The 11,058-nt window shown below is 54.6% G+C and carries 15 protein-coding genes; 10 read left to right on the top strand and 5 right to left on the bottom strand.

Annotated features, from left to right (window positions below; all coding sequences use genetic code 11):
- Nucleotides 1–108: 108 nt before the first annotated feature.
- Nucleotides 109–1,047, top strand: a complete 939-nt coding sequence (locus ACT3T7_RS18195; protein WP_444631891.1) for a co-chaperone YbbN — start codon at nucleotides 109–111, stop codon at nucleotides 1,045–1,047.
- 3 nt (nucleotides 1,048–1,050) lie between these two features.
- On the opposite strand, the gene ACT3T7_RS18190 is transcribed toward ACT3T7_RS18195, so the two are convergent.
- Nucleotides 1,051–2,214 (bottom strand): MalY/PatB family protein, encoded by a 1,164-nt coding sequence (locus ACT3T7_RS18190; RefSeq protein WP_444631890.1) that lies wholly within the window; start codon nucleotides 2,212–2,214, stop codon nucleotides 1,051–1,053.
- A gap of 37 nt (nucleotides 2,215–2,251) precedes the next feature.
- Between ACT3T7_RS18190 and ACT3T7_RS18185 the strand changes: the two genes are divergently transcribed.
- The 6 genes from ACT3T7_RS18185 to ACT3T7_RS18160 all read left to right on the top strand — a co-directional run bounded on the left by ACT3T7_RS18185 (nucleotide 2,252) and on the right by ACT3T7_RS18160 (nucleotide 5,520).
- On the top strand, nucleotides 2,252–2,683 hold the full coding sequence (locus ACT3T7_RS18185; RefSeq protein WP_193055162.1) for a hypothetical protein: 432 nt from the start codon (nucleotides 2,252–2,254) through the stop codon (nucleotides 2,681–2,683).
- Nucleotides 2,684–2,786: 103 nt separating this feature from the next.
- On the top strand, nucleotides 2,787–3,611 hold the full coding sequence (locus ACT3T7_RS18180; protein ID WP_172119053.1) for a hypothetical protein: 825 nt from the start codon (nucleotides 2,787–2,789) through the stop codon (nucleotides 3,609–3,611).
- A gap of 50 nt (nucleotides 3,612–3,661) precedes the next feature.
- Entirely contained in the window at nucleotides 3,662–4,063 is a 402-nt protein-coding gene (locus ACT3T7_RS18175) for an acyl-CoA thioesterase (protein ID WP_444631888.1), read from the top strand.
- A 38-nt stretch (nucleotides 4,064–4,101) separates the two neighbouring features.
- A complete protein-coding gene (locus ACT3T7_RS18170) occupies nucleotides 4,102–4,404 on the top strand; it encodes a hypothetical protein (RefSeq protein WP_193055160.1) in 303 nt (100 codons plus the stop codon).
- A 12-nt stretch (nucleotides 4,405–4,416) separates the two neighbouring features.
- Nucleotides 4,417–4,938 carry a DUF501 domain-containing protein gene (locus ACT3T7_RS18165; RefSeq protein WP_172119055.1) on the top strand — a complete coding sequence of 174 codons (522 nt, stop codon included), beginning with the start codon at nucleotides 4,417–4,419 and terminating at the stop codon, nucleotides 4,936–4,938.
- 36 nt (nucleotides 4,939–4,974) lie between these two features.
- The gene (locus tag ACT3T7_RS18160; RefSeq protein WP_172119056.1) at nucleotides 4,975–5,520 is read left to right on the top strand and encodes an LOG family protein; all 546 of its coding nucleotides are present in this window, start codon (nucleotides 4,975–4,977) and stop codon (nucleotides 5,518–5,520) included.
- 29 nt (nucleotides 5,521–5,549) lie between these two features.
- Here the strand turns inward: ACT3T7_RS18160 and ACT3T7_RS18155 are convergent, their stop codons facing one another.
- Together ACT3T7_RS18155 and ACT3T7_RS18150 are read right to left on the bottom strand one after the other, a co-directional pair.
- Nucleotides 5,550–6,056, bottom strand: a complete 507-nt coding sequence (locus ACT3T7_RS18155) for a hypothetical protein (RefSeq protein ID WP_441679765.1) — start codon at nucleotides 6,054–6,056, stop codon at nucleotides 5,550–5,552.
- Between the two features lie 47 nt (nucleotides 6,057–6,103).
- On the bottom strand, nucleotides 6,104–6,598 hold the full coding sequence (locus ACT3T7_RS18150; RefSeq protein WP_172119058.1) for a tetratricopeptide repeat protein: 495 nt from the start codon (nucleotides 6,596–6,598) through the stop codon (nucleotides 6,104–6,106).
- A 250-nt stretch (nucleotides 6,599–6,848) separates the two neighbouring features.
- Here ACT3T7_RS18150 and ACT3T7_RS18145 point away from each other — a divergent pair, with 250 nt between their 5' ends.
- Both ACT3T7_RS18145 and yaaA read left to right on the top strand, forming a co-directional pair.
- On the top strand, nucleotides 6,849–7,880 hold the full coding sequence (locus ACT3T7_RS18145) for an NADP(H)-dependent aldo-keto reductase (protein ID WP_172119059.1): 1,032 nt from the start codon (nucleotides 6,849–6,851) through the stop codon (nucleotides 7,878–7,880).
- A gap of 112 nt (nucleotides 7,881–7,992) precedes the next feature.
- Nucleotides 7,993–8,772 (top strand): peroxide stress protein YaaA, encoded by a 780-nt coding sequence (gene yaaA / locus ACT3T7_RS18140; RefSeq protein WP_172119060.1) that lies wholly within the window; start codon nucleotides 7,993–7,995, stop codon nucleotides 8,770–8,772.
- 15 nt (nucleotides 8,773–8,787) lie between these two features.
- On the opposite strand, the gene ACT3T7_RS18135 is transcribed toward yaaA, so the two are convergent.
- The gene (locus tag ACT3T7_RS18135) at nucleotides 8,788–9,363 is read right to left on the bottom strand and encodes an isochorismatase family protein (RefSeq protein ID WP_172119061.1); all 576 of its coding nucleotides are present in this window, start codon (nucleotides 9,361–9,363) and stop codon (nucleotides 8,788–8,790) included.
- Nucleotides 9,364–9,507: 144 nt separating this feature from the next.
- Here ACT3T7_RS18135 and ACT3T7_RS18130 point away from each other — a divergent pair, with 144 nt between their 5' ends.
- Nucleotides 9,508–10,359 carry a Tim44 domain-containing protein gene (locus tag ACT3T7_RS18130; protein ID WP_172119062.1) on the top strand — a complete coding sequence of 284 codons (852 nt, stop codon included), beginning with the start codon at nucleotides 9,508–9,510 and terminating at the stop codon, nucleotides 10,357–10,359.
- Between the two features lie 92 nt (nucleotides 10,360–10,451).
- Here the strand turns inward: ACT3T7_RS18130 and ACT3T7_RS18125 are convergent, their stop codons facing one another.
- Nucleotides 10,452–10,640, bottom strand: coding sequence for a hypothetical protein (locus ACT3T7_RS18125; protein WP_444631887.1), 189 nt, complete (start codon nucleotides 10,638–10,640; stop codon nucleotides 10,452–10,454).
- Nucleotides 10,641–11,058 lie beyond the last annotated feature (418 nt).

The following is an 11,058-nucleotide window of genomic DNA, read 5'->3' as shown; positions in this document are numbered from 1 at the left end:
ACTAGCCTTCTCTTCAGATTTACATGATTAGCATCGTTCCGGCTTGAATATGGCGGTGACTGCCTGCATATCATAAGCAATTATTTTTCTGCGAAGCTGAGCTTACCCATGTCAATCATTGATCCTCGCACCGGCAAACCGCTGACAGCGGATACCGCAAGCACGAATACTGCTGACACCGAACGTGCGCCAGTGCGCCCTGAAGATGTGATCGTCGAACTTGATGCGAGCAACATTCAGCAAGTGCTGGAAGCGTCAATGCAAGTGCCAGTACTACTGGGCTGCTACTCACCAGCCGATAGTAGCTGCGCCACACTGCTGACGGTACTGGAGAAGCTGGCGCTCGAATACGCGGGCACCTTCCTGCTTGGTAAGCTAAATACAGACGCTAACCCGGAAATTGCTGCACAGTTGGGTGTGCGGGCGGTACCGGACGTTAAACTGGTGAGCCAGGGCGGCCTTGTGGATAATTTTCAGGGCGCACTGCCCGAGAAAGAGGTGCGTGAATGGTTAGGCCGCTACTTCCCTGCCCCGGCCGATGCACCAGAAAGCCCTGAAGAGCAGGCCGAGGCGGCGCTTGAGCAAGGCGACACCGCAACAGCCCACGGCATTTACCAGGACCTGGTGACGCAATACCCGGAACACTACGCCTACCAAGTGGCGTTTGCCCGCGTATTAGTGGCTGAAGGGCGCGGAGATGAGGCGCGCAGCGTGCTGGAAAATCTCCCCCCCGAAGAGCGCGATGGCCCCGCAGCACGTGGCGTACGCGCCAGCATTACGTTCAGTGAACAAGCGCTTTCTGCAGAAGACATTGCGGCCTTGGATGAGCGCGACGATAGCGAAGCGCAGTTCCAGCGCGCCCTGCGCCAAGTGGCCGATGGTCAATACGATGCAGGGCTTGAAGCACTGCTTACGCTAATGAAGCACGACCGTACCTACAACGACGACGCGGCACGTAAAACGCTGTTGCAGGTGTTTGATGCGCTAGGCGCCGACCACCCGCTGACGGTCGCCTATCGCCGCAAGCTGTTTGCGCTGCTTTATTAATGGCTAAGGCTTCAATAGCGCATCCATGCGCGTTAATGCTGCTTCCAATTGAGCACCCGTAGTACCAAAATTTAGTCGAACAAAGCCGGGGTAGCCAAACGCTGCCCCGTCTGAAAGCGCCACACCGGCCTGCTCCTTGAGCGTTTGGTAAGGCGTTTCTCCCAGCCCCGCTTCCCTCATATCAAGCCAAGCCAAATAGGTTGCCTCCGGTGCGCTTAGATGCACACCCGGCCAGTTGGCAACGCGTGCTTCAAGCGTGGCGCGGTGCTGACGCAGCACATCCAGCAGCGCTTGACGCCACGGTTCACCCTCGCGATACGCCGCTTCTGCCGCCACTAATCCCAGCACGTTAACATCGGGCAACAGGCCCTTGCAGGCAGCGGCAAACCGCTGGTGCACTTCGGGGTCAGGGATGATCGCACATGCGCTGCTTAACCCCGCCAGGTTAAAGGTTTTAGAGGGCGCCCAAAGGGTAATCGTGCGTTTGGCTAGTTCAGGAAACATAGCCGCTAACGGGCGATGCTTAGCATCTTTATCCAACAGTAGGTCGCAGTGTAGTTCGTCAGAGACAACCCATAGATCGTACTGCTCAGCCAGTTTCACCAATGGCGCCAGCTCTTCACGGCTCCAAACCCGCCCGGTCGGATTATGCGGATGGCACCAGAGTAATATGCGTGTTTTGGGCGTGATGGCGGCTTCAATCGCGCTAATATCCAACTGCCATGGCTCGCCTGGGCGTTTAGGCGCGGCCAGCATGGCCTGCTGGGGCAAACGCCCGGTACGCTCAGCGACGGCTAAAAACGGTGGATAAATAGGCGCTACCGTTAGCACGCCATCGCCTGGCTGGGTTAACGCCAGCGTGGCGAAGTGGAGCGCGGCCACGACACCCGGCAGCCAGTGCTGCCAGTCGGGCTGGATCGTCCAGTCATAGTGCGTAGCGCTCCATGTGCAGAGCGTTTCTGTTAACGTAGCAGGCACTTCTCCGTAGCCGTAAACACCATGAGCGACCCGTGCTTGTAGCGCCTCAATCACCGCGGGCGGCGAATAAAAATCCATGTCGGCAACCCATAGAGGCAGTACTTCACCGTTATAGCGATGCCATTTTTGGGATGAGTAGCCACCTTCGGGGTGGCGTCGCTCGATAGGCGTGGCAAAATCAAAAGCCATAACAGATCTCACTTATTGACGAAGGTTGGTAACGAGCATGCCGCAAGATGATTTTTATACCAAGGTACGCACAGGATTATCAGCGCTATTGCGGCAATGGCAAGCGCTTGGTCAGGCCGATGCTGACCAGTTAGCGCTCATACTGGCGGAAACCGCACGGGTTGCCAAACTGGGCACGCCGGACACGACGCCCGATGGGGCAATGCTTAAACACTGGAGCCAAACACGTGAGGATGACATTCCGCTGTGGGCACCCCGCACAGCGGTTTTTCTGCTCAACCAAATGCCTGCCAAGCCAACACCTCAAAGCGAGGCTGAAGCCAGTGCCTGGGCTTACTGCTGGCTGCGCAACCGCACGTTTAACACGTTAGAGGCCGCGCACTCTGCGCTTCCAGCCCACCTTCAAGTACCACTAAAAAGTGCTTTGGAGGCGGCCTGGCGCGATCAGCAGGGACTACGTTTAGTATAAAAAAACGTTAATGCTTTCGATAGCGCGGCCTGGTGTGCCGCGCGCGGATATACTGGCTGACAAACGAAGAAAAATGTTTAATCAATTATAAGGATAGTCATTGATGCTGGACGTTCCGATTAGCTGGCAACTGGCCAAAGTAGCGGTGTCAGTCACGATGGTGCTGGGGCTGGGGGCGATTGCTGTACGAGTGAGCCCCAAAGTGGCAGGGCTTTTATCAGGCTACCCTTTGGGCACCGCGCTGGCACTGTTCTTTATTGGCTTGGAGATATCCCCAACGTTTTCCGCTGAAAGTGCCATTCATACACTCGCGGGCTTTACCGCGACCATGGCACTTGGCGCGGGTTATTGGCTTTGCGGCCGTAAACCCGGCTTGAAGGGGGTCGCCAGCGGAATGGCAGGCGCGATCACTCTATGGCTTATGGCAAGCCTGGTACTTGCCCAGTTCGATTTTACTCGCTTAACGGGTACGCTGGTGACGCTTTGCGCTATCGTATTTTTTACGTGGATTTTCCGGCGAATACCCGACAGTCTGGCCACTGCACGTCAGTCTTTCTCATGGGGTGCTTTATGTATTCGCGCCTTACTGGCGACGCTTATTGTCTTTGCCATCACAAGCCTTGCCCATTGGGTACCGCCTGCCTGGGCAGGCACGTTGGCGGCTTTCCCCGTCACCATGCTGCCTTTCCTGCTAATTTTGCATATAACCCAAGGCCCCGCGCCTACCGCGACCGTTATCAAACACTACCCCGTGGGGCTGGGCTCGCTGTTAAGTTACGCCCTGTGTGTCTCTTATACGTATGAAACGTTGGGGCTTGCCTGGGGCACGCTGGCCGGATTTTTGGTAGCAACGCTATGGCTGCTGGGCTGGCTACAGGTCCAACGCTGGTTTGCCAAGCGACGCGAAGGCAACAGGCAAACGGCTTGACCTAGCGCTTGCCTGAATTTACAACTCCTGCCAACGATAAGGTGATTGCCATGTTTACCCGTACGATTGAGCCGGCGTTTTACGATACCGATGCGCTGGGCCATATTAACAATACGCGCCTACCCGCCTGGTTTGAGCTAGCCCGCAACGACCTATTCAAGCTTTTTACACCTGACCTGAACCCGAAGCAGTGGCGTTTGATAATGGCGCGGATGGAAATCGACTACCGTGCAGAACTGTTTTACGGCCATGACGTCGAATTACGCACCTACTTAACGCGGCTGGGCAATAGCTCATTTACCGTCACTCAGGAAGCACACCAACATGGCACGCTCGCCAACCTCGGCCACACGGTGATGGTACAGTACGATCACCAGGCTAAATGCGCCGTACCTATTGAGGGCACGCTGCGCGACGCCTTGTCGACTCACTTACAAGATGCGCCCGCCTAACGCACCAACCCGCCGGACGGGGCGACCAGGAGCACAGCATGGCCATTCGCTATAATCTCTGGCTGGACCCTGACAATACTGCGCAGCATCGCGCTGTCGAAGCGGATATTGAGCGCTATTTTATTGAGCGCTTTGCAGACTATCCGCATATCCGCTTGTTTGGGGCTGACCCTTACGATTATGATGCCCCGTTTAACCGCCTTTATGACGTACTAATGGCGCGGGCCGCCGAGTATTGCGAGCGGACATGGTGCTATGTAGCGTCTCCTGAGCAGTTGAATCGCTGCTTTTTTCGTGCTGTTGGCCGCTCCAATAAATTTGTTCAAGACGACCGTTCGTGAGAGACCAACCTAATGGTGATCCGCACCAACCAGGCGCCCGATGAGCGTCAGCTGGCGATTATTACCCAGCAGTTAGGCCGCGCACCACGTGGCATCGAAGCCGTTGCCGCCACTGATAGCGAAGGCACACCGCTGGTGCTGCGTATGGCGCCGATTGTTGATAGCAAACCCTTTCCTACCCTGTACTGGCTCTGCTCTGATGTACTAAAGGTAGAAATTTCACGCATTGAAGCGGTGGGGGTTATCAAATCACTTGAGCAGCGCCTGCAAGAAGAGCCAGAATTTCTAGCGCATTATCAGCAAAGCCATCGTGACTATGTAAAAGCCCGCTGGGATTATATGAGCGACGCCCAGCGCGCAGAGGTTGCACGGCTGGGATACACCGATGTGTTGACCGAGCGTGGCATTGGCGGTATCAGCAACTGGCAACAGATACGCTGCCTGCACACTCAGTATGCCCATCATTTATGTGGCGATAATGTGATTGGTCAGTGGATGGATGAGCACTACCAGGTAGACCAACACCTTCCATAACACCGCTTCTCTCATAAGCGTTAAGGAACCCAATTAATGTCCCGAATTTGCGTTTATCTCGGCTCACGAGAAGGTAACAGCCCGGCTTATCGCCAAGCAGCCCAGGCATTAGGTACTGTGCTGGCAGAGCGGGGGCACACCCTGGTATACGGCGGCGCGCGTATTGGCCTAATGGGCGAGCTTGCTAATGCGTCGCTGGCGGCAGGCGGCAACGTGATTGGCGTTATGCCGGACCATCTGGTAGAGCGCGAGCAAGCGCACTTTGGACTCACCGAACTGATCCGCGTGCCCAACATGCATGAACGCAAAGCCACCATGGCCGCTAACGCCGACGCATTTATTGCCATGCCAGGCGGTATCGGTACCTTTGAGGAGCTGTTTGAGATTTGGACCTGGGGCTATTTAGGCCTGCATGAGAAGCCCATGGGCCTACTGGACACCGAGGGGTTTTATACGCCACTACTGGCATTTCTCGACAACACCGTGACGCAGGGTTTTCTAGCTCAAACGACACGGGATATGCTGCTGGACGCGGTAACACCAGAGGCGCTACTTGACGCGCTGGAGAGCCAGCTTAGGTAGAGGTGAGCGAAGCGGGCATGGCAAGCGCGCTACGCGCCGCGGATAACGTTGCGGGTGCGCTGATAGGTGAGCTGGAGCAGACGGGCATCGTCTCCCGCCCGGTGACGATGGATATCGACCTCGGTAATCATGGCCTCTTTGGTACCGCTCCATATCGCTTGCTGCTCTTCGCTCAACAAAATGCGCAGCGCCTCCAGGCGGAAGCGAGGCAGCATGCCGGCATGGTGGAACAACAGCGAAAGCCAGGTATTATCGTAGCCCCAGCTGTCGCTGTACGCTTTGCCTAACCCGCTTAACTCATCGTTGAGCCATTGGGCCACCTGACGAACAGGGTGCCCTTCCTGGTACAAGCGATCACGCGAAATACCGTGCAAGAGCTCTGCTTTAGGGTCCCAGTGCGTCCACTCATCCAGTGGCTGAATAAGAAACGCGCAGCAGCTACCGTCAGCACGTGCAATGCCAACTTCTATGGGATAACTACCACGCCCAAATCCGGACGCTTCAATATCTAATACAGTGGGTAGCGTCTCGGACACTGACTTCCTCATTCAATCATTGGGCGCAATCATTACTCGTTAGCCCATTACGCGGCGGTCACATCGTTGTGCGGATGATGCTCAGCGAACTGTTCCCAGTAGGCAGCCTGGCTCGCATCTATGCTTAAGCCTAGTTCACCCAAGCGATAGGCGCTGGCCAGCCGCTCAGCAGCCAAATAGTGACCGGACTGCGCCGCACGGGCATACCACGTTACCGCATAATCTTCACGGCGCGGGTACTGCGCGCAGCCGTGCTCGTAGATCTGGGCCACCTGGTACTGCGACTTCACATCGCCCGCTTGAGCGGCTTCCACCACATAGCGTGCCCCCCGCGCTTTGTCCTGCGGCGATAAGCTACGATGAAACAGCATATGCCCGTAAACGGACAATGCATCAGGATGCCCCGCTTCAGCGCAGCGCTTGAACAAACGCATGGTAAGACGCTGTGTGCGCTCTGAACGCGGTAACAACCAACGGTTTTGAAACAGCCGTTCAGCTAAACGAAACTCTAGCCGAATAAACAAAGATGATGCCTGCGGCATGGCAAACCACCCTGCCAATTTGTTGAGATATTGAATTAGCGGTCACTACATCATTTGACTGCCAATCACACGAAAAACCGGGGTCAGCCGGCCAATGGGGTGGCAAGCATACGCCTGCCTTTGCGACGACTCAACCCCATTGATTTGCTGCTTTCAAATAGCCTCGCTAACATGCCTCTCACGCACCGTCATTCATCACCTTTACAAACGCCCATTCGGCGATAATTTTCGCTTTAGCGAGGAGACAAAAATGCAAACGCGCCCACTTGGCAGAACGGGAATTGAGGTCAGTCGGCTCTGCCTTGGTACGATGACGTTTGGCGAGCAAAACAGTGAGGCAGAAGCTCACGAACAGCTGGATCGCGCCGTCGCTTTCGGTATCAATTTTATCGATACAGCTGAGATGTACCCCGTACCGCCCAAAGCCGAAACGCAAGGATTAACGGAAACCTATGTGGGCAGCTGGCTGAAACAGCGTGGCGACCGCGATGACGTTATTATCGCCACCAAGGCGGTAGGCCCGGGGCCTGAGCATATCCGAGGTGGCCCACGCTTGACGCGTGACCATATTCACCAGGCCATCGACGCAAGCCTTAAGCGTTTACAAACGGACTATGTCGATCTTTATCAGCTGCATTGGCCAGACCGCAACACCAACTTTTTCGGCAAGCTGGGCTACGCGCATCAGGAGAATGAAGATGCCACGCCGCTTGAAGAGACACTTTCTGCACTCAAGGAGCTGGTGGATGCTGGCAAGGTAAGATCGATCGGCCTCTCCAATGAAACCCCGTGGGGCGTCATGCGCTCGCTTCAATTGGCCGAAAAAATGGATCTACCGCGAGTGGCCTCCATACAAAATCCTTACAACCTGCTTAATCGCTCGTTTGAGGTGGGCCTGGCGGAGATTGCTCATCGCGAAGACGTGGGCTTGCTGGCTTATTCCCCTTTGGCCTTTGGTGTTCTTTCTGGCAAATATCTTAATGGCGCATGGCCCGAAAAAGGCCGCCTGACGCTTTATGAGCGTTTTAAGCGCTACACCTCACCAGAGGCAGAGGCGGCGACAAAGGCCTACGTTGAGCTGGCCCGCGAACATGACCTTGACCCCGCACAAATGGCACTGGCGTTTATTAATTCACGCAGCTTTCTTACCAGCAACATTATTGGTGCCACCACACTGGACCAGTTGGAAAGCAACCTGGCCAGTGAGAGCCTTAAGCTGGACGACGATGTGCTTAGCGCGATTGAAGATATTCATCGCCGGATGCCAAACCCCTGCCCCTAAGCATTGATACACACACTATTAAAGCGATAGCCTCGGCCAACGCCGAGGCTTGATATACTATCGGCCATGATTTTGTTCTTATCTGGTTTTGCATCGGCCGAAGGAGCTCACCTTGCTAAGCGTTATTTCGCCAGCGAAAACGCTGGATTTTGAAACGCCCTCCACCACTCACCAGGTGACACAGCCCGGCTTTCTAACGGAAAGCCAAGCGCTAATCGATATCCTGCGTGATTATTCACCTCAGCAGATCAGTGAGCTGATGGGCATCAGCGACAAGCTTGCTGGCCTTAATGCGGCACGCTTTGCTGAATGGGAGCCGCCGTTTTCACTAGAGAATGCCAAACCTGCCGCTCAAGCGTTCCAAGGCGATGTTTATACCGGCCTGGAAGCTCAAACATTCAGCGATGCGGATAACCGGTTTGCCCAGCAGCACTTGCGTATTTTGTCAGGTCTGTATGGCTTGTTGCGCCCACTGGATCTAATCCAGGCGTACCGCCTGGAGATGGGCACCAAACTGTCTAATCAGGCGGGTAAGGATTTATACGCGTACTGGAAGCCTACACTGACCAACGCCCTTGATCAGGCTATTACAGAAAGCGGTTCAAAGGTTCTGGTGAATCTTGCTTCTAATGAGTACTTTAAAGCGGTAGATGCCAAAAAGCTGAACGCCCGCGTCATCACGCCAGTGTTTAAAGATGAGAAAAACGGCACGTTTAAAATCATCAGCTTTTATGCCAAAAAGGCTCGAGGCTTGATGAGCGCCTGGATTATTCATCAGCAGGTGAATGACCCTGAGGCGCTTACAGCATTTAACGTGGCAGGCTACCAATTTGATGCAGCGGCTTCTGAGGGCGATACGCTGGTGTTCACACGCAAAGAAGCCGACCGATAAACGTTTCCCCTTTTGCTAAAAAAAAGTTACGCCGCGTGAGGAGCGCGGCTTAAGCAACCGGCGATGTACCTCTTTAAATAGTGCGGTATCACAGCGATCAAGCCACTCGTAAGCCACCATATCCGCCGTCACCGCAATGGCGCCTTGCGCACAGGCACGCTCACGCGCAAAGCGAGCTTCCTCACAACGTCGGCTGGCTGTCGCTTCACTTAGCCAGTACACACTATATCCAGCTTCCAGCAAGCCAAGCGCACTCTGCAACACACAGATGTGTGCTTCTGTGCCACAGATCACGACTTGTTGCACCGACTGGGCCTTTAATGCCTGGGCAAATTCAGGCGCTTCCATGGCGCTGAAATGATGTTTTTGCCAAACCTGATGTTCACCCAACTCACTTATCAAACTAGGTGCCGTCCCCCCGAGTTTTTCAGGGTATTGTTCGGTAAGCCATACAGGCACTGCTAAAGTTTCTGCTACGTTTGCAAGCCAAGCGGCCTCCTTTATTACCTGCAAACCGCCTTCAACCACCGGCAGTAAGCCTGCTTGAAAGTCGATCATTAACAATAGGCTACGATCTCGTTGTAGGCGCATACCTTCCTCTTATTCTTTATGCTTATTAGTGCCATTAAGATAACCCATTCTGACAGCTGAGGCGCTAAACTAGATGCCCAATACTTTCTACACGCTCATTACATTGGGCTTGTTTTCTTAAGGCTTTGAACATTGGAGATTGCCATGTTACGACAATTGTTTGTCATGCTGCTGGTCAGCGTTATGGGGTTTAGCGTTGCGGTGGAGCATGCGGAAGCGCGTCGTATGGGGGGTGGTGGCAATATGGGCAGCATGTCCCGTTCTGCGGACCGCCCGGCCAGCACTCCCAGTACACAACAAGCGCAAGGTGGCCAGCAACAGGGCCAAGCGGGTGCGGCAGCACGTAGAGGCGGAATGGGCGGTATGATGGGCGGTCTTCTGGCTGGTGGGCTAATTGCCGCACTCTTTTTCGGCGGTGCCTTTGATGAGCTAAGAATGATGGACCTGCTCATGGTGGTCGGTATCGCAGTGCTTGCTATGATCGCTTTCCGTGCGTTTATTCGCCAGCGACGTCCAGCGCATGCTTCCGAACCCAACTACCAACGCACACAGCACGTACCATCAGCGCCTGCTGCTGGCTCAGTAGGCGCTGTGCCTGGTAGCCTGGCAAGCAACCTGCAAAGCACGCCGACCTGGTTTGATAAAGAGCCGTTTTTAAACGGTGCTAAAGAGCATTTTATGACGCTGCAGCGCGCCTGGGACAATAACGACTTTAGCCAGATTCAGGAGTATGTCACTCCCGAGCTCTATAACCTGCTACGCTCCGAGCGTGCTCAGCATCCTGCCAATAACCGTACTGACATCGTACGTTTATTTGCCGAATTGGGGGATATTAACGAATACGAAGGTCATGCTGAGGCAAGCGTGATCTTTCATGGCGTTATAGAAGAGAATGGAGAGCAGACCGAGTTCAACGAGTCGTGGCACTTAACCCGTGCAATGCGCGACCAAGCGCCCTGGTATGTGCAAGGTATTGAGCAAAACCCTGGCGCTTAAAACGCGGAGCTATACCTTCAAACGGCCGCTTTTAGCGGCCGTTTTTCTTTCCACAGGGCAACCTAATCAACCGTTTAAATCAACATAGTGAATTAGTTTTCAGCAGCCTCTTCGATACTCTCACCCGCGCTTTCAATGCTTTCGCCGGCGCTTCCAATACTATCATCAATACTTTCACCCGCCTCTTCAGCAGGCCCCTGGTTATCACAGGCAGCCAAACCGCCCGCGAGCAGAGCCATCAATACCGCCGCTGATAATTTCCTGATCCATTGTCCATTCATGTTGTTTCTCCTCCTGAGATAAAGCGTAAATCACCCTTCCATCAACGTGCCATATCATCTAAAGACAACAGCACGCTACCACCACCCATATCAGGTAGCGGCTGTGGCAGGAATGCGTCAATAGGACGTTCCAGATGTGGGCCCGTGAGCTTGAGGGATCCCCTCATAATCCGCGTCTAATAGCGTGAAGTATCCCGTTTTCGCAGGAGAAAACTTTAGCCCGAGCTACCGCACGCCATATTCCACACATAAAAAAATCCCCCGAGGCCTGAGCCCCGGGGGATTTTTCACAATAAGTGCCTGACGATGACCGGGGCGGCCATCCGACGGCCGGCGCTCCGGGACTCTCGCATGGGGAGACCCTTTTCTTTCTTCCTCACATACAAAAAACCCAGCCGGTTGGCTGGGTTCTTCGTTA

Origin of the sequence: Halomonas sp. 111 (genome assembly GCF_052379685.1) — a bacterium.
Classification (GTDB): Bacteria; Pseudomonadota; Gammaproteobacteria; order Pseudomonadales; family Halomonadaceae; genus Vreelandella; species Vreelandella citrativorans.
The sequence above is the reverse complement of the archived record's forward strand: the minus strand, read 5'-3'. Positions and strand labels throughout refer to the sequence as shown.

Bases quoted from the DNA above. Each gene is read 5' to 3' on its own strand.
- ACT3T7_RS18195 (WP_444631891.1), top strand. From the start codon at position 109: ATGTCAATCATTGATCCTCGCACCGGCAAACCGCTGACAGCGGATACC.
- ACT3T7_RS18190 (WP_444631890.1), bottom strand. From the start codon at position 2,214: ATGGCTTTTGATTTTGCCACGCCTATCGAGCGACGCCACCCCGAAGGT.
- ACT3T7_RS18185 (WP_193055162.1), top strand. From the start codon at position 2,252: ATGCCGCAAGATGATTTTTATACCAAGGTACGCACAGGATTATCAGCG.
- ACT3T7_RS18180 (WP_172119053.1), top strand. From the start codon at position 2,787: ATGCTGGACGTTCCGATTAGCTGGCAACTGGCCAAAGTAGCGGTGTCA.
- ACT3T7_RS18175 (WP_444631888.1), top strand. From the start codon at position 3,662: ATGTTTACCCGTACGATTGAGCCGGCGTTTTACGATACCGATGCGCTG.
- ACT3T7_RS18170 (WP_193055160.1), top strand. From the start codon at position 4,102: ATGGCCATTCGCTATAATCTCTGGCTGGACCCTGACAATACTGCGCAG.
- ACT3T7_RS18165 (WP_172119055.1), top strand. From the start codon at position 4,417: ATGGTGATCCGCACCAACCAGGCGCCCGATGAGCGTCAGCTGGCGATT.
- ACT3T7_RS18160 (WP_172119056.1), top strand. From the start codon at position 4,975: ATGTCCCGAATTTGCGTTTATCTCGGCTCACGAGAAGGTAACAGCCCG.
- ACT3T7_RS18150 (WP_172119058.1), bottom strand. From the start codon at position 6,598: ATGCCGCAGGCATCATCTTTGTTTATTCGGCTAGAGTTTCGTTTAGCT.
- ACT3T7_RS18145 (WP_172119059.1), top strand. From the start codon at position 6,849: ATGCAAACGCGCCCACTTGGCAGAACGGGAATTGAGGTCAGTCGGCTC.
- ACT3T7_RS18135 (WP_172119061.1), bottom strand. From the start codon at position 9,363: ATGCGCCTACAACGAGATCGTAGCCTATTGTTAATGATCGACTTTCAA.
- ACT3T7_RS18130 (WP_172119062.1), top strand. From the start codon at position 9,508: ATGTTACGACAATTGTTTGTCATGCTGCTGGTCAGCGTTATGGGGTTT.
- ACT3T7_RS18125 (WP_444631887.1), bottom strand. From the start codon at position 10,640: ATGAATGGACAATGGATCAGGAAATTATCAGCGGCGGTATTGATGGCT.